Below are 20,453 nucleotides of genomic sequence, written 5' to 3' on the forward strand. Positions count from 1 at the left end.
CCCGTTTCTTGTATCGGAACGTCGCCGTCCGTCTCCCGCGACTTTTAAGCGCCTTCGCCGTCCTACCCAGAGGTATGGATATCTCGGTAGTGGTCCCGACGTTGAACGGCCGGGAAGAGCTGACCGGCTGTCTGGACGCACTCACCGAGCAAGTTCCCGATGCCGAAGTGATTGTCGTCAACGGCCCGTCAGCTGACGGCACGACTGGCATGGTCCGCGACCGGGACGACGTTTCTCTTCTCGTCGAAATCGCCGACCGCTCCGTTACGGTCGCCCGCAACGCAGGGATCGACCGGGCAACAGGAGACGTTATCGCGCTCGTTCATCAGTCGCTCTCAGTCGAGTCCGGCTGGGCTGACGCCGTGAAAGACGGGCTCTCTGGGGCTGCCCAGGCTATCACCGGGCCCACACACCAGCAACTGTGGGCCGGGATGACGACCGAAACAGAGGAAACGCGGACAATCGCCGGCCGCGACGTGACGTACTTCAACCCCGGCAACGTCGCGTTCGATGCCGAGGTGGTGGAAGCGCTCGACGGGTTCGACGAGTACCTGAACGTCGGCAGCGCCCGGGACTTCGCACACCGGATGGCCGCCGGTGAGTACGGCGTCGACTGGAGCACGGAAATGTGCGTCAGCCGCGAGTTCGAGGCCGACGGCGGTATCGCAGAGACCGACTGGAACTGGAAGTACCGCTCGCTCGCCTACCGACTGGTGAAGAACTACAACGTCCGGCCGACCGTGGTGCGGCGAATCCTCAGCCACGCGGTCGGTGACGCGAAGGACGCGCTATTTGATGTCGTGCGGGGGGAGACGACGCCGTCGCAGTGGCTCGGCACTGGGCAGGATGTGTTCGGCGGCGTCGGGTCAGGAATCGTCGACGGCGTCCGGGCACGCGTGACCGACCGGACGGCTCGCCGGAATCCGAACGGTCGCTCTGCGCGCACAAACCGCGCGGTGACTGTGTACGACTGGCGATAACTGGTACTGGTCGCAACCGTTCGACTGGGCAGGAGTACGGTGGTCAGGGGGCCAGCGCCTCAATGACGCGGTTGGGATTGTTCGAGAACACCTTTCGCATCGCGTCTTCGGGAACGTCCAGTGTCAGAATCTCCATCACGGCCACGTTCGGGTGGACGCCAGGGACGCCGCTCCCGAAGAGAACGCGGTCGGGATGTTCTAACACCGCCCGTTCCATCGGCCCGCGGTAGCGGACCGCGCTGGTGTCGAGATACAGATTATCGTGGGTCTCCAGCAGGTCGATGGCCCGTTCCATCAGGTCCTTCCGGAGCGGGTGCGCGCCGAAATGTGAGAGGATAACCGGGAAGTCATACGCCAGCAGCGACTCAGCGACAGCTTCGGGTCGGAACCCTTCGCCACCGTGGACGATAACAGGCAGCGACACCGACTCTAGTTCTGCGAGCACGTCCTCGTCTGGCAGCCCGTCGGTCGGCGGATGGAGTTTGAAGCCGTAGAACCGGTCGTCGTATGCGTACTGCTCGATGTCTTCCGGGGACGTGTGGTCGTCCGTGCGACTACTTGCGAGGTTGCGAAGGGTCGACCCGGGGCCGCTTCCCGGGTCCCGAGCGCCGTTGACTCTGGCGAAGGCGACCATCGGTCGCTCGACGGTCATCCGGGCGACAGCGTTGTTCGCTTTCAGATACGAACCGTCCCGCTCACCGGGAAAGACGACGGAGCGGACGACACCGGCCTGGTGCATTTCCCGCTCCAGTTGCTCCGGGTCACCCATGCCGTCTCGGGGCCGGCGATGCTTGTCGGGCTCCAACCGTGCGTGCACGTCAACGACCCGAAACCCGTGCTCCAGCTCCAGCATCTACTATACGGTGTGTATACTCCCATATTAAAAGGTGTGTAGGTCCAGCCGGGATTACAGGGACAGCACGGCGCTGTCGCCCGACGAGCGGTCTACGCCGTTAGAAAGTTTTATATAGAACCGCTTGCCTTGTCTTAAGTGAGGTTCAACACATATGTCATCTGGCCAGCGACGCATGGGCGGCCAGCCTCTTTTCATCCTTGATGAGGACGCCCAGCGCACACACGGGAAGGACGCACAGTCATCGAACATCTCCGCCGGAAAGGCCGTAAGCGAGTCTGTACGGACCACGCTCGGTCCCCGCGGCATGGACAAGATGCTCGTCTCCGACGATGGTGATGTGGTCATCACCAACGACGGGGCGACCATCCTCTCCGAGATGGACATCGAACACCCCGCGGCCCAGATGATCGTCGAAGTCGCCCAGACTCAGGAGGACGAAGTGGGCGACGGAACGACGACCGCGTCCGTGCTGGCCGGGGAGCTGCTGACGAAAGGCGAGGACCTGCTCGACGACGACGTCCACCCGACAACAATCGTCGAGGGGTACTCCGCCGCGGCCGAACTCGCACAGGACGCCATCAACGAGCTCGTCCTTGATGTCGACCTCGACGACGAGACACTCGTCGAAGTCGCCGAATCCTCGATGACCGGCAAGGGCACCGGTGACGTCGAGGCCGAGAAACTCGCCGAAGTCGTCGTCGACGCTGTCCGCCACGCCAAGAGCGACAACGGCGTCCGCCGGGACAACATCGAAGTCCACACCCAGACGGGTGCGGCTTCCTCCGCGACCAAGCTTGTCGAGGGCGTCATCGTCGACGAGACGGCCGTCCACGACAACATGCCGACCTCGGTCGAGGACGCGTCCATCGCGGTCATCGACACCGAACTCGACGTCCGCGAGAGCAACATCGACGCCGAGTACAACGTCTCTAGCGTCGACCAGCTCAACGCCGCGCTCGACGCCGAAGAGGGCGAACTGCAGGGCTACGCCGAGGATGTCCTCGAAAGCGGCGCTGACGTCGCGTTCGTCACCGAGGATGTCGCCGACCGCGTCGCCTCCCAGCTCGCCAAGGAAGGCGTCTTCGTCGCCGACAGCATCGGCTCCTCGACCGCCAAGGACATCGTCGAGGCCACCGGCGCAAAGCGCGTCGGCTCGCTGGAAGCCCTCGACGAGGACTCGCTCGGCCACGCCGACAGCGTCGACGTCGAGAAGCAGGGCGATGACGACGTGACGTTCATCACCGGCGGCGCGACCGCCGAGTCCGTCACGGTCATCGCTCGCGGCTCCACCGAACACGTCGTCGACGAACTCGAACGCGCGCTCAACGACGCGCTCGACACCGTCATCGCCGCGCTCGACGCCGGCGGTGTGGTCCCCGGCGCAGGCGCGACCGAAATCGCCATCGCCGACCATATCCGCTCCGAAGCGGCGTCCATCGAGGGCCGCAAGCAGCTCGCCGTCGAAGCGTTCGCCGACGCCGTCGACGTGCTGCCCCGAACCCTCGCGGAGAACACGGGCCTCGACGCCATCGACGCGCTCGTCGACCTCCGCGCAGAACACGAGAGCGAGGGCATCGCCGGCATCATCAGCGAAGGCCAGACTGGCGTCGTCGGTGACCCAGTCGAGTACGGCATCCTCGACCCCGCCGCGGTCAAGCGCGAAGCGGTCGACTCCGCCACCGAGGCGGCGACGATGATCGTCCGTATCGACGACGTTATCTCGTCGAGCTAAGCGAGGTCGCAACGCGACCTCGACACGAGCGGCATCGCCGCGAGTGTTCACAATCTGTTTTCTTTTGACTGTGCCAGAGAGCGGCGCGACCGCTGTAGAAACTACCGCTCAGTCGCCGCTGGGTTCGACAGAAAGCGTCAGCGTCGCATCGTGGCCGTCAGCGAGCGCTTCGACGAGGTCCCGGTCCACGTCGCCGGCTGCCGTGTCGGCGTTCACCATCACGGTCCGGTCATCGACGTAGTCGCTCGTCCGCAGGACGTGGCTCCGGTCGTTCTCGAAGGAGAGGTCGGGATGGCCGGTTCCGGTCACAGTAACGGTCTGCTCGCCGGCTTCGATAGTCGCTGTAATCGTCGCGTCGGCGTCTTGGCAGGCCGTTACGAACTCGCTGTCGAAGTCGGCAGGAACACGGTCGGCCTCGATAGCGAGGATGCAGTCACCTGCAGGGGTTAGAAAGTCGTCGCTCGTCACTTCCAGCGTGCTGGCGTGCTCGCCGGAGACGTTCTCGTGGCCCTGTGCACGGACCACTTCCTCGAGTGTCATACTTCCCGGTCACTGCCGGGCGTACTTCAGCGGGACGACTCCGGCCTGACGACGGTAACCGTCACCGCACCGCAGGCACACTCGTGGGCTTCGCGGCGGCCGGCCTCGGTCTCGAACACCAGCGCCGGCTCTCCGAGCGAGCGCTCGCAGTGCTGAGCCTCACAGGTCGGTGTCGCCGCCTCGTGCAATTCGGTGAACATATCTGGATAGTAGGTGGCTACCTATGTCAAAGCGAGCCATCCCCGGAGTGAAAGTGAAAGTGAAGGCGTGGGGCAAAGGATATGCCCCCACGGAACGGGCCACAAGGTATGTCGCTGGAGTGGCGCGGCGCGGCGGTTGCGCCGGACGACGAGATGCCGTCCCCGGAGGCGTGGGAACCAGTATCGGTTCCCAGCCGGCCCGGACAGTTCGCCGGTGCCGAGGCCGTGGCCTACGAAACGACGTTCTCGGACCCACGGGACGAGAGCGACGCACACACCCTGCTTGTACTGAGTGGAATCTACGCGCACACACGCGTGTGGTGCAACGGTGAGTTGCTCACCAGCCACGACGCCTACTTCGAACCGCTCCGGGTCCGACTCCCCGAGAGCGAAGAGTACCGGATCGTCGTGGAGTGTCGCGCACCCGAGGACCGCTTCGGCGGGTTGCACGCGACTGACCAGCTTCCGTCGGAGCGCTGTGTCCCGGGCATCTGGTGGGACGCGACCCTCGAAACCCGACCGGACCCGTGTGTGAGCGAACTCTCGGTCCAGCCACAGCTATCCGAAGCAGACGTAACCGACGCGTCGGTGGACGTGTCAGCGACCATCCTGACTGAAGAGCCACTCGACGACCGGATTACGCTCTCGCTTCGGCCGGAGGGCGACGTTCGCGGGGGCGGGATGATGGACCGAGCCCGCGTCTCGACCGACGAGGAGACGGCGACAGTGACCTACACAATGGACGTGCGCGACCCGTCGCTGTGGTGGCCCCACGACCGCGGCGAGCAGTCCCGTTACGTTCTCAGGGCGAAGCTCGGGGACGACGAGCACTCAGTGACGACGGGACTGCGGACGGTTTCGTACGACGGTGGCCTGCGGGTCAACGGCGAAAGCGTGCCGGTTCGCGGTGTGACGCTGCGCGATCCGACCGTCGAGGATGTCGCACGGGCCGTTGACGCTAACGCGAATCTCGTCCGGGTTCGAGCACAGGGAACGTCGCCAGAAGTGGCTTGCGCCTGTGACGACCACGGCGTCCTGCTCTGGCAGGACCTTCCCCTGTCGGGCCCCGGTTCGTTCGACACCGAACGAGGAACTGCCCTTGCAGCGCGGCTCACTGCGACCTACGCACAGCATCCCAGTTTCGCGGCGGTCGGTGTTCACGACGAGCCAGTGTCGCCGTATGCTGACGGACTGGGCTCTGGGTTCCTCGACAGGCTTCGGTTCCGGTGGCGTGCCTGGCGAGCCGGCTACGACAGCGCGGACGCCGAATCGGTGGCGTCGGCTGTTGACTCCGTCCCAACGTTCCCGGTAGTCGGCCCGCCCGGAATCGACCCCGACGCGACCACGCTGTACCCAGGGTGGCGGTACGGCGACGCAGCCGACCTCCCGTGGCTCTATTCCAGATTCAACGTCAGCGATGCCGTTGCCGGCTTTGGCGCCGGTGCGCTGGGAACGCCGGGCTCAGGCGATAGTCCTGGGTTCGATAGTGCCTGCCACGACCGCCACGTCGACGGCGGAGTCGAAGCATCGCAGGCGTATCAGGCTGGTGTCGTCCGCGAGGTTGCCGAGTCGCTCCGGCGACGCAACGCGCCGCTCGTTGTCGTTGACAGCCTTCGAGATGTCGGTGATGCGGGCATGGGCCTGCTCACCGCTGATGGGACCGAAAAGGCGGCGTTCAGTGTTCTTGCCGACAGCTACGAGCCCACACAGGTGATACTCTCGGATGCAGCGCCCGGCGAGCAAGATATTGTTGTCCTCCACGACCGTCCAGAAAAAGCGGACCTCACTGTGGAGTGGGACTGCAACGGGGACCGCGAACAGGCCGAACACACTGTCGGCCCATTTGCCCGCGTCACCGTCGACACACTCACCCTTTCAGCCGGTGACGATGTGACGCTTGCAGCCACCGACGGCCAGACTGTCGTCAAGAATGAGTACCGTATTATCGAGTAATACAGGTGCGTGATATACCATGGAAGCTCGGTGCGATAGTGACCGTCACACCCCCTGAATTATGGCGTGTGAGACGTTGACGCGGTATTCAATGCACCGGAATGTTTAAACAATATCCACCTCTATTTGTAGACACCAGAACGCTTCCGCGTTCAGGCAGTATCGCTTTCAGCCCAACATGAGAGGGAACCCTTGTTATTGGTGTCAGCCCCTCAGTAGTGGGTCAACTGTCTGTGCTGAAGCGGTGCTGGCATAGAGGATTCAACAATGGCAGACTCGATAGACGAATCAAAGAACGTTACAGTAACAGAAGAGGATCTTGAAAACAAATCGAAAGGCGAGCTTATCAAACTCGCCGGCCAGCTTCGTGACCGACGGAACGAGCTGAACCAGATGGCGTCCGAGCGGGCCTCCGCCCGAGACGACCTGAACGCGAAGACTCGCGAGAAGGTCGACGAAGCGCAGGAACACCGCGAGAAGCGCGACGAACTCAACGAGCAGGTCCAAGAACACAAAGACCAGCGTAACGAGCTCAATGCGGAAGCAAACGAGCTGTTCGACAAGGTCGACAACCTGAAAAACGACCTCGAACTCGATGAGGGGACGTCAGTCGAACAACTCAAAGAGGAAATCGAGGACCTCGAGTTCAAGCAACAGACCGAAGTGCTCTCCTCGGAAGACGAGAAGGAGCTCATCGAGAAGATCGAGACCAAGCGCGAAAAGCTCCAGGAGAAACAGGAGAAGCTCGATCAGGGCGGCGACCTCGAAGAGCTCAAAGAGGAAGCAGAAGAGGTCCGCTCTGAAGCCTCAAAGCACCACCAGAAGGTCACGGAACTGGCCGACGAGGCCCAGAAGCACCACAACGAGATGATCGAGGCCTACCGCGAGGCCGACGAGATCCGTGACGAGGCCGACGAGAAGCACGAGGAGTTCGTGGATGCTCAGGAAGCGGCCGACCAGCACCACGAGGACTTCGTCCGCGTCCAGAAGCGCCTCCGCGAACTCGACAAGAAGGAAGAAGAGCAGGAGCGCTCCCAGCGCGAGGAGAAGCAGGAAGCCGCTCGCGAGGAAGCAGAGGAGATTTATCAGAAGTTCAAGGAAGGCGAGACCCTCGACACCGAGGACCTGATGAAGCTCCAGAAGGCCGGCAAGCTGTAAGTCTGCAGGATTTTCTCTCTGTTTTCACTGAACATAGATGCATCACTCACTCGGCCTGCTCCAGCTCGGTGCGCTCTCGCTTGTCCCGACAGCCCTCGGCGGGGTCCTGTTTGGCCTCGCACTCGCTGCGCCGCCGGGCCCGATGAACGCCGTTATTGCCGAGGAGAGCGCCCTACGGGGCTGGCGGGCCGGCTTCTTTGCCGGCCTCGGCGCGATGACCGCTGACGCCTGTTTCCTCGTGCTCGCCGTACTCGGCGCCGCCACAGTAATCACCGAAACGCCGGGAGTCCGCCGCATAATGGTCGGCGCCGGCGGGCTCCTGATGCTCTGGTTCGCGTACGGAGCAGTCCGGGAGGCCAATACAGCAGTTACAGAGGGAGACTCGTCAGTCACGTCTGGAGACAGCCGCGGCTTCCGCAAGGCCCTCGTTCTGGCGCTGACAAACCCCTATCAGGTCGCCTTCTGGCTCACCGTCGGCGTGGGCCTCCTTGAACCCGGCGTGGTCGACGTGGCGTCGTACGTGCCCGCGGTCGGGACTGACGCGCTAACCGTACAGACCGGGCATCCGGTCCTGCTAGGTGGGTTTTTCGGCGGTATCGGTCTCTGGATTACAGGGTTCCCGGCGGCGATTGTCGCCGCAAGAGCGCGTATCGAACGGCTCGCACCGCTAATCGCGTGGGTCAGTGCCGCTGTTCTCGCCGGGACTGGCGTCCTGTTCCTGCTGCGAGCGCTATGAGTCGCCCATCCCGGTCGCCACGTCGTCGAGGTCGTCCTCGACAGCCATTTCGGCGACCTCCATCGTCAGCCACTCCTGAAACCAGCGGGTCCGCTTGAGCCGCTGGTGGACGAGAGACTCGGCGGTGTCGCTCTGAACACGCTCGCGCGCGTCCTCGCCGCGCTCGATGACACGGTCGACCATCTCGGCCGCGTCCATGTGTGTCCGGGACTCATACCCCATACGCAACAGCATCAGGGCAGTCCCGTTCGCGCCGACTTTATCCAGAATGTCCGCCTCGATGAGACACTGTACTTCCAGCGGCAGGTCGTCCAGTGACCCCTGGTATGAGTGGACCTCGACGGCAGAGCAGACCTGTTCGATAAACGATTCGGGGTAGTCACCGTGTGCCCGCAGATACTCGCGTGCGATCCGAGCGCCGGCTTCCGCGTGGAGATCCTGCTCGGCTTCCAGTTTTGCGATGTCGTGAAACAACGCTGCCACGCGAGTCACGTCTACGTTTGCCCCTTCCTTGCGGGCGATTTTTGTCGCGATGTCGACGACGTTGAGGATGTGGTTGAAGCGGTACTCTGCGGAGTGCCACGGGTACCAGCGCATACGACCGCCTTCTTCTTCGTTTTCGACGCTCGCCGCGAGGTAGTCGTGGACGAATTCCTTCATTTCCTCAAACGCGTCGGCTGAGACAGGTGACTCCCTAATCTCGACGCCCACAGCACCACCTCCGGAGACGGATTTCGATATTCATCTTACACATATAGACGTACGTTCGACTCTTTAGCGTTACGACAGGGAGAACGGCTGCCACACCCGGCGTTTCTGGATGCAAACAGCGTCACAAAACCGGTCTTCGGAGCAGTTGTCCGAGCAGCGGACAACCGCCATCGCTGTCCCCGATTCCGTGTCAGGCGAGGTCTCTGTCGGGCGACAGCCGAGACTGGTTCTCAGCGGCTGGGAACATCAGTCCGGCTTTTTACATCTAATAGATAAATCGGTACATATGTCTCTCCAGCCACTGCATACGCCCGTCGGCGACGTGTCGATCGTTACCCACGCGATGAACGAACACCCGGTGACTGACGTCCTCGTTGGCGTCGGTATTGCCCTGTGTCTGTTCGGACTGTACTACAAACTGATACTACTCCCGGCGAACAGACAGGAATCGTCACAGCGCACGGGGGGCCAGTCGCCGCCGTAATTACGAAGATACAAACAGAAAGCCCGCCCTTCAGGGCGGAGGAGATGTCAAAGGTAGGCGGCGTCCCAGCGCATCGGCTTGCGAACGTTGCCGCAGCTGCTACATTCGATGCGACCCATTGAGTCCATCGCATTCGCCAGCGTTTCACAGTTACTGCAGTAGTAGCCGTAGCGATCGCTCCCCTCCTCTGTGACGTGGACCACATGGAACGGCGCCATTGACCCGGACTCGTGGTTGTTGTGATCGACGTAGACTGTCCGGCCGTCGTCAGTTATCCGTTCGCGGCCGAGTTCGTCAGCATCGGTGTAGAGGTTCTCGACGTAGGTCCGTCCAGCGATATCGACTTCACCCGTGCCGGCGCGTTCGAAGCCGCGGTCCTCGTAGAAGCTGTTGCCTTCGACGTTGTCGGCCAGCACGCGTCCCTGAAGCGTCTCGGCACCGCAGTCATGGAGTTCTCCGTGGGTCTCGTCAAACAACGCTGACCCGACCCCCTCGCCGCGGTATGCCGGGTCAACGTGCAGCCAGAGAATCGTCCCGATACTATCACCTGACAGGACACTCTCTGAGAGACCGACCACCTGCCCGTCCTGCTCGCCGACGAGAAGCAACCGATTACTCTCTTCACTGAGTATTTCGTTAATACGCGCTTCGTCGTACCACTCCTCGATAGCGCTTGTAATCGCCTTCGGTCCCAGCGAGTACGACGCCTCGAGCGAGCGACGCGCCACGTCACGGATAGCCGGCCGGTCCGACAGCACTGCCTCCCTGATTTCCATATGCCACTAGTTGGCACGGAACATCATAAATCTACAGTTCGGTGTCAGAATTTGGGACACTCGTTGAGCTATTCATGTGCGGACGTACGATTTGTGGCCTCGACTGGGACGTGTCTGCTCGCTACCCACTGCTATCGTTGCTCCCCTATAGAAGTGCAGTCGCTGTTCAGACTCTGTCACAGCATACTTCGGACGGATTCGAACCGCGAGGACTCGAATCCTCTCGTCCTCTGGGCTCGAACCGCTGAGATATTTCGCGCTCACGAACTTGTTGGCGCGAAAATAGTCCCGGGCGGATTCGAACCGCCGTCAAGGGCTCCAAAGGCCCTTATGATTGGCCACTACACCACGGGACTGCACTCACTCTGTTCGCTTGACCCGTGAGAGTCGCAATTCCGAAGGAATTGCTCACCACCACGGGACTGCACTCGCTGTATTCGGAATAATCGACGGAACGCACTTGAACGCTTCGAGAGCGGGCGGTCAGTCGCTGGTGACTTCGGCCTCGACTTCGAGCAGGCCACAGACATCTCCTTCGGAGTCGAAACAGTCGGGACACTGTGGTTTGCGATTGATGATAGTGTCGAGGCGATCAGCGACTGTTTCGTCGATGACGCCCTCCAGTTGCTTTGCCTCGGCCCGAAACTCCTCGACCTCGAGCACTTCGATGAGGAACCGCTCGATAATACAGTAGTTCTGGAGTGCCTCGCGAGCCTGTGCGATGCCGTCGTCAGTGAGGTCGACGCCTTTGTACTTCTCGTGGTTCAGCAGTCCTCGGCTTTCGAGCTTCCCGATCATCTCGTTTGCGCTCGCCGGGCTGACATCGAGCATATCGGCCACGTCACCGGTAGATGCCGGACCGTCCTCTTGCTGTTGCGTGAGATAGATCGCTTTCAGATACTGGGCCTGCGTGTTCATTGATAGTCCTCCATCAGGTCGGTTACGTCTTCCACGCCCTCCGCCTCGTCCTCACGGATGTCCGATAGCACGGCAAGCAACCGCTCGCGGTCGATTGTGAATGTCACGTCCGACGCTTCGATCGCTTCGATGAGGTCGTCGTAGAACTTGTACGCCGTCTCCTCGTTACAGAGCTGGTCGTACAGCACGCCATCGAAGTCTTTGTCGGCTTCGTACTGGGCTTCGACCAGCATCTCGATTTCTTCGAACGGGACGGTGTCCGCTTCGAGGTCGTCGATGAGCGACTCCAGTTGCCGGCGGTGCTCAGCAGACTCTGTCTCGGCGTGCTCAAGGAGGTCAAGGACCGCCTGCTCGTGCTCTCCGCTCGTTTCTTCGGCGTGCTTGGCCGACCGTGCCTCGACGACCTCTTCGAGGACGATGCCGATCTGTAGCAGCCGGGCGAGCTGATGGTCGGACGCCACCGGCTGTGTAAGACTCACGGTAACACCCCCACTCGGCGCTGTGCTGCAGTCATACACGTAGTTCGGGGAGGGCCGGACTTAAGCGGTTCCCTGTCGCCGCCCTAGCGGCGGCGTCACGTTCCTGTTGGACCCGTGTGACTGTGTCTGGCTTCGCGGCGACAAGCTCCCCACTGGGACTGAGACTGTCGGCTATCACTGCGACACGATACACCCCGTGATGGCAAGCGCCTTGCAGGGCGGACAGCCGACAGTATGAAACGACCCGACGGCTCCGACGTATCGTGATTGCTGTGCCTGCGTCCCGAGACGACCGCCCGACGTACTGCGGTCGATACCGTACAGAGGTCACTATCAGTCGCCTTCGGTCCCCGCCGCCGGTACCGCCTGCCAAGACACGTCCCGCCCCGGATAGGCGACCCGCCCGAACGGCCACTCGGTCGCAACCCACTCCCTGCAGGCCGTCTCGATCTCGTCGGCAAGGCCACGCTCGACTGCGGCCGCCGCCGTCCAGTAATATACCGCAGCGTCGTACCCCTCTATCCGTGTCGGCTGGACGTACAGACACCCCAGTTCGGTTGTCTCGGCGGGGTCGAATACACCGTATGTGAACGCGTCACGCCGCTGGTGTTCCCTATAGTGCCAGCACACGTCGATCCGGTTCTGCTCGGGGGTCAGTCCCGTCGGCCACTCGTCGTCGGGTCCGAAGATCCCGTGGAGGCGGTCACCGCTCTCGGTCACGGCCTCGTAATCTATTTCCGCGTCGGTGGGCGTCAGCGGCCGGAGCAGGAATTCGTTGGCCGACAGTCGGTCTGGAACGGGTTCGGACGGCCCGAGCAGGTCCGGCGTCTCGAAGGGCATACCCCCGAAACACACGATACGGACATTGTTGTTGCGATTGGCTGTGGCCGTCGTGTCGGTCTTCGACCTCAGCCTGTGGAAGTGCGGATTCGAGGAACTCAGCGACTTCTTCGGTCTTGTCCGGTTTGACCCTGATGGACGGTGAGACGCTTCACAGCGGCTGTCTGGTGAAAACGAGCCGGTAGCAAGAAGCAGTAGACGGGAAAGGCTGCGGACGGGGGCGGTTACTGCCTGAGCCGCTCGTAGATCAGCTGGTCGAGGTCCTCGCGGAGTTCGTCCACCTCGACCTCCTCCAGCACTGGCACGAAGAAGCCCTCGACGAGCATGTTCTTCGCGCTCTCGGGGTCGACACCGCGGGAGGTCATGTAGAACATGTCCTCTGCGTCGACCTGCCCGACCGTCGCAGAGTGGGAGGCCTCGGTGTCGTGGTTGTTGATGATGAGCTTCGGCGACGCGTCGGCCTCGGAGTCGTCGGAGAGCATGAGCGTGTTCTCACGCTGGTACGACGACGTGTCCCAGGCCTCGCGGCCGACGTCCTGAACGCCTTCGTACACCGAGCGGGCGTCGTCGTCGAGGACGCCACGGGTGACGAGGTCGGCGATGGTGTGTTCGGCCTCGTGCCAGACACGCGACGCGATGTCGAAGTGCTGGTCCTCGTGGCCGAAGAACGCACCCAGAATCTGTGACTCGGAGGAGTCACCCAGCAGTCGGGTTTCGACGTTGGACTTGGTCAGGCGGGAGCCGATGTTGCCGTCGATCCAGTTGACCGTGGCGTAAGTGTCGGCGTGGCCGCGCTTGACCTGGAAGTTGTAGGTCTCCTCCGAGAGGTTCTGGAGCGCGCCGTACTGGACGTAGGCGTTCTCTTCGGCGACGACCTCGACGATGCCGGAGTAGTACTGGTCAGCGTCGGTCGTCTCGCCCGTCTGCTGGCGCTCCAGAATCGTGACCGAGGAGGACTCCTCGGCGAGGACGAGCGTGTAGTTGAACAGCGACTGGCTGTTCATCGTCGTCCGGATCTTCACGTCCTCGGCGTCGACGCCCTCGGGGACGTAGACGACCGTTCCGGCAGAGAACAGGGCCGTCGACAGCGCAGTGAGGTAGTCCCGCTGCGGGTCAACGGTACTGCCGAAGTGCTCCTTGACGAGGTCCTCGTGGTCCGCAAGCGCTTCGCTCCAAGAGAGGACCTCGACGCCCTCCGCATCGACGCGGTCCTTGTCCTGTGCGTAGTCGAGCGGGTCGACCAGCGACTCGTATTCGAGCGCGTCGAGGTTCGTCCAGGTGCGACCCGGCGTCCGGATGACGTCCGGCATGTCGAGCTCTTCGAGCGCCGCGAGCGCGTCCTTTCGCGTCTCCAGTAGCCACTCGGGCTCGCCGAGGTCGTCTGAAATCTGTTCTACCTGCGCCTCTGTGAGATTGGCGTGTACCTGCGTACTCATGGTTATCCGAGCGACCCCTCCATCTCAAGCTCAATGAGGCGGTTCAGCTCAACGGCGTACTCAATCGGCAGTTCCTCCGTAATCGGCTCGATGAAGCCAGCGACGATCATCTGCTTGGCGTCGTCGTCGTCCAGTCCGCGGGACTGGAGGTAGAAGACGTCCTCGTCGCCGATCTTGCCGACAGTCGCCTCGTGGGCAACGTCGACCTTGGACTCCTGAATCTCCATGTACGGCATCGTGTCCGACGTCGACTCGTTGTCGAACATCAGGGCGTCACACTCGACAGAAGTCGAGGAGTCCTCGGCTCCGTCAGCGATGTGGACGAGGCCACGGTAGTTCGTGCGGCCGCCGTCCTTGCTGATGGACTTGGATTCGATGGTGGACTTCGTTTCGGGGGCGTTATGATAGACCTTCGCGCCCGTGTCGATGTCCTGCCCCTCGCCGGCGAAGGCGATGGTGATGTGGTTGTCCGTCGCGCCCGGCCCCTTGAGAACGGTCGAGGGGTACAGCATCGTGGCCTTCGAGCCCATCGATCCTGAAACCCACTCCATCGTGCCGTCGGCCTCGCAGATGGCGCGCTTGGTGTTGAGGTTGTACGTGTTCTTCGACCAGTTCTGGACGGTCGAGTACTGGACGTGAGCGTTCTCCTTGACGAACACTTCGACGCCGCCGGAGTGGAGATTGAACTCGGAGTACTTCGGGGCGGAACAGCCCTCGATGTAGTGGACTTCGGAGTTCTCCTCGGCGATGATGAGCGTGTGCTCGAACTGGCCCATGCCGTCGGAGTTCATGCGGAAGTACGCCTGGACTGGCATGTCGACCGTAGTGTCCTCGGGGACGTAAACGAACGACCCGCCAGACCAGATAGCGCCGTGTAGCGCCGCGAACTTGTTGTCGCTCGGCGGCACGGCCTTGGTCATGAAGTACTCCTTGAGGATGTCTTCGTGTTCTTGGACAGCCTTGTCCATGTCACAGAAGATGACACCCTTGTCTTCCCAGCGCTCCTGCATGTTCTGGTAGACAATCTCGGACTCGTACTGCGCGCCAACGCCCGAGAGGGCGTTCTTCTCGGCTTCCGGGATGCCGAGCTTGTCGAAGGTGTCCTGAATCTCCTCGGGGAGGTCGTTCCAGTCGTCGACCCCGCCGCGGGTCTCGATGTCGGGACGGATGTACGGGACGATCTCGTCGACGTCGACCTCGGAGAGGTCGGGTGCGCCCGGCCAGCCGTCCGGCATCGGCATTTCGTGGAATTGCTCGAGTGCGCGAAGGCGGCGTTCGAGCATCCATTCCGGCTCGTCCTTGTCTTCGGAGATGACCCGGATGGTCTCCTCCGTGAGGCCCTTCTCGGCTTCGAAGGCGGACTTCTCCTCTTTCTTGAACTCGAAGCGCTTCTCCGTGTCGGTTTCCTTGAGGTGGTCTTGATCTGAACTCATAGTGTGTGTTATGTTATCGCTGTATACGGAAGGGCGTTACGCGGCCTCGTAGGCTTCCTCTCGGACCCAGTCATACCCTTCGTCCTCGAGCTTTTCGGCGAGTTCAGCGCCACCGGAGGTGGCGATCTGGCCGTCAAGCATCACGTGGACGTGGTCGGGTTCGACGTAGTCGAGGATGCGCTGGTAGTGCGTGATCTGAAGGATACCCGCGCCCTGCTCGTCACGGAGCGCGTTGATGCCGTTAGAGACATCCTGCAGTCGGTCGATGTCCAGCCCGGAGTCGATCTCGTCGAGCACGGCAACTGAGGGCTCGAGGATCGCGGCCTGGAGGACTTCGTTTTGCTTCTTCTCGCCGCCGGAGAAGCCAGCGTTGAGATACCGGGACGCGAACTTCTCGTCCATGTCCAGTTGCTCCATCTTTTCCTGGAGGATTTCCTGGAACTCGGCGACGCCGATTTCGCCTTCTTCGACGTTGCCCTCCATCGGGGAGGTGTCGTAGCCGGCGGCGTCCTCGTTGGTGTCGCCGCCCTCTGTCTCGGCTTCTTCTTCCTCGTCGTCCTCGAAGAGTTCCTCGCGCTCTTCGAGCTTGGCGTTGAGCGCGGTGCGGAGGAAGTTCACCATCGTGACACCCTCGATCTCGGCCGGGTACTGGAAGCCGAGGAAGATGCCGAGCGCGGCGCGCTCGTTCGGTTCGAGGTCGAGCAGGTTCCAGGTGCGGAGGTCCTCCGGGATCTCCTCGTCACCGAACTCGTCCTCTTCGAGGTGGATGAGTACTTCCCCGTCAGTTACTTCGTAGGCGGGATGGCCGGCAATTATCTTCGCCGTTGTGGACTTACCCGAGCCGTTGGGACCCATCAGCGCGTGGATCTCACCGGACTCGACTTCGAGGTCGACACCGCGAAGAATCGTTTCACCGTCCTCTTCTGCGACTTCTGCGTGGAGATTGTTGATTTCGAGTTTCGCCATAGGTATCTCTTAGGTCAACCGAAAGAAGGTACGTTTCACCCATGAAGCTTTCGCATTGCCGTGAACTCAAATTCAGTATATAGAAATAATATTTCCCACAGCAGTAAGCGCCCGCCTTCTGTTGGTTACATGAAACTCCCGAGTCCTGTCTGTTCCTGCCCGGATTTGACCTCTTCCCAGGAGATGTCCATTGCCTCCAGAATGCGGGCAATCGGCCCTTTCAGCGTCTTATCGAGCATCTTGTCCCAGTCGATCTCGAACTCCTCGGGGATCTGGTCTGCGTACTCGAAACAGATTACGTCAGGGTCCCGCCGGAACTCGCCGTACAGCGGGTCCCGCTGGGGGTCCAGTCCTTCTTCCTCCTCGATACGCTGGAAGAAGTCCGAGTGGACCCGGTCGAGATACAGTCGCTTGGGCTTGGACCCGCTCTGGAAGTTCGTTCCCAGAAGCATGTTGGCGTACTTCGCGCCCCGGACCTGCGCAGTGTCGGTGTCGTAGTTGTCGAGTTTCTTCCCGATGCCACCGGGAATACCTACGTCGTCGTAGTTGACGTTGCCGTCCTGATAGTCCTCGATGACATCGCTGACGTACTGCTTGATGGACTCTGCGTCCTCTCCGCGGACGATGCGGTCGATGACCTCCTTCTGGACCCGCTTGGTGATGGGCGCGATATCGGACCGCTGGTATTCGAACCCGGTGATATCGATGTCGTCGACGTGCTTGCCCTCTTTCCAGACGATGTTGCCCGCGTAGCGCTTCTTTTTGCCCGCCTGGAAGAACCGGCGGTAGAGCTTCTCGAACTCGATTTCGAAGCGGTGGAACTGGGCGTTAAGCCGCTCCATCGCGAACTCGTCGTAGGAGGCGTTAATCGTCTCCTCCAGTTCGAACCCTTTCTGGATGGTCGTCGCGATGAGTTCGAGCTCGTCGTCGTCCATCTCGGGGTGTTTCTCGCGCATCTCGTCGGTGATTTCGACGTCGCCTTCGACGTCGTCTGGACCGACATTGCCAAGTTGTAGCATGACGGAGTCGGTGTCCCCGTAGACGACCTCGTACCCCTCGTTTGCGACGACTTCGTCGGTGTAGTCGATGACCTCGCGACCGGTGGCGGTGACCGCTGCGCCCATCTCCTTGTCGTAGAGACGGAACCGGTCCCACCCCAGAACGCCGTATAACGACTGACCGACGAACTGGAATTTCCCGTTGCGGCCGGCCATGAGCGTGTGGTTGTCCGCAACGGTGACACAGTAGACACCGTCGTCGGCCGTACTCCGTGACCCGCTGCGATGCATCCGGAGCGTGTTCTTGTTGTCTTCCGTGACGTAGATTCGCCAGGAGCCGCTGTCACGGTTGTAGTTCGCAGTCAGTCCGAGATGCGCACAGAGCCGGAGCACGTCGTCGCGGAGTTGGTCACTGGAGGTGGTGTACCGCCAGGAGTTCTTCTGTCGGTCTCCGTCACCGGCGATAAGCGTGTCGAGGAAGCGCCGCTTCTGTCGGTGGCTCAGGTCGAAGACGAACTCGGGAATCCGCTTCTCGAAACTGTCCTCGCCGCAGATGTTACAGAGCAGGTCGCCCAGCAGCGCCGACGTGAACTGGTAACTCCGGTCGTCGACGTAGTAGTCGAACCCCAGTCGGTCGAGGAGGTCACCAATTGCCGCGTGGTCGGACTCGCCGCCGTCCGCGATGGCTTGCTGAGCGATTTTGACCGTGGTCGATGCCCCGCGGGTCTTCTCCCCGAACTGTTTCGTCTCGGAGGTGTAGACGTTCCCTTCGGTGATGTACCACGCGAGCAGTTCGAGGAAGTCGTCGCCGTCGAAGGTTCGCGGTATCCACTTCCGGCCCGATTCGGCGTGGATATACGTCCGTTCGGCGACGGATTCGATATACTCGCGGTTGGCCTCGAACTCCTTGGGGCCGAAGACGTACCCTTCCTCGCCGATATCGTTTTTCAACACTGTGTCCGGATAGTGGCCAATCTCGGCGGCGAACGTGTGGCCGTGGACCGACGGCCGGACCCACACCTCGTAGTCGTCGACGTACTCGGTCAGATCCACCGTGTCCAGCGGGTCGCCGTCCGGTCCGTCCCAGTCGTGGGGGAGTTCGTAGTTCGTGGCATCGTCGAGGTCACCAGCTTCGACGAAACTGTACCCGTCTTCAGTGATTCCGTTGGTCTCGTTCTTTCGGACGAGCATCCGGTGGTTCGGCGTCACACGGAAGTCCATCTTGCTCGTCTCTATATCCACGAGGTCGCCGCGGTAGTCCGGATACGACTGTGTCTCGACCACCGGTTTGACCTCCATCTCCTCCGTCTCGGGGTCCAGCGAATACACCTCGTCGCCGATATCAAGGTCGCGAATGTTCTGAACGCCTTCCGGTGTCAGCACGTCGGTATCCGGCGTGAAGCAGTTCATGATAACCTTGACGGCGGCCTGCTGCCTGTCAAAGCGCTCGTACTCGGGGTTGTCCGGGTCGAAGCTGTTTCGCTCGGCTTTCTTTTCCTCGCGTTCTGACAGGAGTTCGTCGACCATCTCCCGGATGACGCCGTCCGGTTCCTTCCGGAAGTGGGTACCGTTGGGGGCGCGGTAGGTATCGCCGTCGTAGGTCTCCGGGTCAACCTTCGTCTCTGGGCTGGCGTTGGTCGTCACCATGCACATCGGGTACAGCGACTTCAGGTCCAGCACGGTGACGTTCTCGCGGACGCCCGTAATAGGGTCAAACACTGCGCCGCCCTCGTAGTCCTCGCTCTCCTGTTGCCCTTTCGAGGGGAGCGCGAACTCGCCATGGAGCTTGTGGAGAACGTACATGTCCACTGCGTCGCCGGGCGTCGTCGCGTCCTCCAGTTTGCAGCCGACGAAGGTGCGGACCTCATCCCAGAAGTCGATGATGTCCTGTTCGCGGTCGAGTTCGACACAGAGCTCCACGTCCCGGAGGTTGTACTCCAGCAACTGCTCGGGGTCCTGCTCCCAGAGGTCACCGATGTCGCCAGTGTAGCGTTCCTTGCCGACGCCGAGTTCCTGCTCGCCGACGGCGTCAAGCCGGTAGGATTCGAGTTCAGTGAACTGCGTTCGCTTGTAGGCATAGAGGAGGTCGAAGACGACACGGCCTTTGATATCGGGGCCACCCCAGCCCGAACGCCAGACCTCGTCGACCCGCGAGAGTCGGTCGATCTGGAGATCGAAGTCGTGGTTGTAACTCTGGAGTTCCTCCAGACGGTCAAGGAAGTACGGCGCGTCGAAGTCGTCGAAATTCCAGCCAGTCAGCACGTCTGGGTCGGTGTCGACGATGTAGTCGACGAACGCCTCCAGCATGGCCTCCTCCTCGTCGAAGACGCGCACGTCGGCCTCGAAGTCCTCCCGAATCGGGTCGTAGCCGGCCAGCGCCTCGGGGCCGTCGATGCCGTCGGGGGACTCGTACAGCCAGACGACGTACTCGTCGCGGTAGGAGTCGTGGGAGGTGAGACAAATGATCGGTTCCTCGCCGTCCTCGGGGAACCCCTGTCTGTCGTCGACCTCGATGTCGAAGGTGTTGACCCGCGGGTCAGCGTGAGCTTCAACCGGCGTTATTTCCTCGTGATGGACCTTCAGACTCCCGTCGTCGAGTTCGCGGGCGGGGACGCGAACGCCACTCGTGATGTCCTTGTCGATGAGCAGGCGGTTGGGAAAGAGGATGTCCGCCTCGTAGTGGTCGAAGTCGTCACGGATCTGTCCCACATCGCGTGGCGTCTGGCCGAATATCTTCGTCAGACGCTCGCCTCGAATCGATTCGTAGGGGTCGCCGTCCGCGTCGGCTTCTTCCCAGCCGGCGATGCTGTCGTACTGGCGGAGTCCGTCCTCGGTGACGCTGTCAGTCGGTGCGTAGAAGTAGGGCTGGAAGTCGAAGACCCGCGCATGGACCGACTCATTGTCGTCAGTGCGCCCGAAAACGTGGACGACCGGTGACTCATCATCGCCCTGCCCCTCGATGGTGTAGTCGACCTGCGTGACGACGAACTCGACGGTCTCCTCGACCGGCGGGAACTGGCGCTCGTCGAGGTCGACGACGCTCGTGTCACCGTCGTCGCTCCCACCGTTGCCCGCGATGGCCGCCGCTTCGTCGGCGACCGGGCGGTCGTCTGTGCCCGCGTCTGCGTCCTGCCCGAAGTCCCCCAGCGTGCCCTGGGTCCCGTCACTCATTCTTGGCCTTGTTTCGAGATGCCGCATAAAAACACCGGCGGTCGACGGGGTATTGCCACAGGCAGAAAGTATATGCCATCGAGTAA

The 20,453-nt window shown here is 61.8% G+C and carries 18 protein-coding genes and 1 tRNA gene; 6 read left to right on the forward strand and 13 right to left on the reverse strand.

Annotation, left to right across the window (positions count from 1 at the left end):
- Window positions 1-74: 74 nt before the first annotated feature.
- Complete coding sequence (locus tag RR_RS12085; RefSeq protein WP_011223858.1) at window positions 75-980, forward strand: glycosyltransferase family 2 protein; 906 nt, start codon at window positions 75-77, stop codon at window positions 978-980.
- A gap of 43 nt (window positions 981-1,023) precedes the next feature.
- Here RR_RS12085 and RR_RS12090 read toward each other — a convergent pair whose 3' ends face one another.
- Entirely contained in the window at window positions 1,024-1,833 is an 810-nt protein-coding gene (locus RR_RS12090) for an amidohydrolase family protein (protein ID WP_011223859.1), read from the reverse strand.
- Window positions 1,834-2,008: 175 nt separating this feature from the next.
- Between RR_RS12090 and thsA the strand changes: the two genes are divergently transcribed.
- Window positions 2,009-3,568: a thermosome subunit alpha gene (gene thsA, locus RR_RS12095; RefSeq protein ID WP_004957905.1), complete on the forward strand. Its 1,560-nt coding sequence runs from the start codon at window positions 2,009-2,011 to the stop codon at window positions 3,566-3,568.
- A gap of 108 nt (window positions 3,569-3,676) precedes the next feature.
- On the opposite strand, the gene RR_RS12100 is transcribed toward thsA, so the two are convergent.
- Together RR_RS12100 and RR_RS22435 are read right to left on the reverse strand one after the other, a co-directional pair.
- Window positions 3,677-4,108, reverse strand: a complete 432-nt coding sequence (locus RR_RS12100) for a DUF371 domain-containing protein (protein WP_011223861.1) — start codon at window positions 4,106-4,108, stop codon at window positions 3,677-3,679.
- A 26-nt stretch (window positions 4,109-4,134) separates the two neighbouring features.
- Window positions 4,135-4,308, reverse strand: coding sequence for a hypothetical protein (locus tag RR_RS22435; protein ID WP_004957909.1), 174 nt, complete (start codon window positions 4,306-4,308; stop codon window positions 4,135-4,137).
- 108 nt (window positions 4,309-4,416) lie between these two features.
- On the opposite strand from RR_RS22435, the gene RR_RS12105 reads away from it, so the two are divergent.
- The 3 genes from RR_RS12105 to RR_RS12115 all read left to right on the forward strand — a co-directional run bounded on the left by RR_RS12105 (window position 4,417) and on the right by RR_RS12115 (window position 8,155).
- Window positions 4,417-6,261: a hydrolase gene (locus RR_RS12105; RefSeq protein ID WP_049938925.1), complete on the forward strand. Its 1,845-nt coding sequence runs from the start codon at window positions 4,417-4,419 to the stop codon at window positions 6,259-6,261.
- 267 nt (window positions 6,262-6,528) lie between these two features.
- Window positions 6,529-7,419: a coiled-coil protein gene (locus RR_RS12110; protein ID WP_004957913.1), complete on the forward strand. Its 891-nt coding sequence runs from the start codon at window positions 6,529-6,531 to the stop codon at window positions 7,417-7,419.
- Between the two features lie 37 nt (window positions 7,420-7,456).
- Window positions 7,457-8,155, forward strand: a complete 699-nt coding sequence (locus RR_RS12115; RefSeq protein WP_007188810.1) for a LysE family translocator — start codon at window positions 7,457-7,459, stop codon at window positions 8,153-8,155.
- On the opposite strand, the gene RR_RS12120 is transcribed toward RR_RS12115, so the two are convergent.
- Window positions 8,150-8,866, reverse strand: coding sequence for an HD domain-containing protein (locus RR_RS12120; protein WP_004957917.1), 717 nt, complete (start codon window positions 8,864-8,866; stop codon window positions 8,150-8,152). The genes RR_RS12115 and RR_RS12120 overlap by 6 nt on opposite strands.
- A gap of 286 nt (window positions 8,867-9,152) precedes the next feature.
- Here RR_RS12120 and RR_RS12125 point away from each other — a divergent pair, with 286 nt between their 5' ends.
- Entirely contained in the window at window positions 9,153-9,350 is a 198-nt protein-coding gene (locus RR_RS12125) for a hypothetical protein (protein ID WP_007188809.1), read from the forward strand.
- 47 nt (window positions 9,351-9,397) lie between these two features.
- On the opposite strand, the gene RR_RS12130 is transcribed toward RR_RS12125, so the two are convergent.
- The 9 genes from RR_RS12130 to RR_RS12170 all read right to left on the reverse strand — a co-directional run bounded on the left by RR_RS12130 (window position 9,398) and on the right by RR_RS12170 (window position 20,367).
- Complete coding sequence (locus RR_RS12130; protein ID WP_011223865.1) at window positions 9,398-10,126, reverse strand: GNAT family N-acetyltransferase; 729 nt, start codon at window positions 10,124-10,126, stop codon at window positions 9,398-9,400.
- A gap of 283 nt (window positions 10,127-10,409) precedes the next feature.
- A tRNA-Gln gene (locus tag RR_RS12135) sits at window positions 10,410-10,482 on the reverse strand.
- Window positions 10,483-10,609: 127 nt separating this feature from the next.
- Window positions 10,610-11,044 (reverse strand): metal-dependent transcriptional regulator, encoded by a 435-nt coding sequence (locus tag RR_RS12140; protein ID WP_004957922.1) that lies wholly within the window; start codon window positions 11,042-11,044, stop codon window positions 10,610-10,612.
- Window positions 11,041-11,523 (reverse strand): hypothetical protein, encoded by a 483-nt coding sequence (locus tag RR_RS12145; RefSeq protein ID WP_004957923.1) that lies wholly within the window; start codon window positions 11,521-11,523, stop codon window positions 11,041-11,043. Before RR_RS12145 ends, RR_RS12140 begins: the two co-directional genes overlap by 4 nt.
- Before the next feature lie 333 nt (window positions 11,524-11,856).
- Window positions 11,857-12,363, reverse strand: a complete 507-nt coding sequence (locus RR_RS12150; protein ID WP_011223867.1) for a hypothetical protein — start codon at window positions 12,361-12,363, stop codon at window positions 11,857-11,859.
- Between the two features lie 224 nt (window positions 12,364-12,587).
- Window positions 12,588-13,799: a Fe-S cluster assembly protein SufD gene (sufD, locus tag RR_RS12155; protein ID WP_011223868.1), complete on the reverse strand. Its 1,212-nt coding sequence runs from the start codon at window positions 13,797-13,799 to the stop codon at window positions 12,588-12,590.
- 2 nt (window positions 13,800-13,801) lie between these two features.
- Entirely contained in the window at window positions 13,802-15,232 is a 1,431-nt protein-coding gene (sufB, locus tag RR_RS12160; RefSeq protein WP_005537802.1) for a Fe-S cluster assembly protein SufB, read from the reverse strand.
- A gap of 36 nt (window positions 15,233-15,268) precedes the next feature.
- Complete coding sequence (locus RR_RS12165; protein WP_011223869.1) at window positions 15,269-16,198, reverse strand: ABC transporter ATP-binding protein; 930 nt, start codon at window positions 16,196-16,198, stop codon at window positions 15,269-15,271.
- A gap of 125 nt (window positions 16,199-16,323) precedes the next feature.
- Entirely contained in the window at window positions 16,324-20,367 is a 4,044-nt protein-coding gene (locus tag RR_RS12170) for a DNA polymerase domain-containing protein (RefSeq protein WP_049938926.1), read from the reverse strand.
- Window positions 20,368-20,453 lie beyond the last annotated feature (86 nt).

It is taken from the genome of Haloarcula marismortui ATCC 43049, from assembly GCF_000011085.1.
GTDB classification, from domain to species: domain Archaea; phylum Halobacteriota; class Halobacteria; order Halobacteriales; family Haloarculaceae; genus Haloarcula; species Haloarcula marismortui.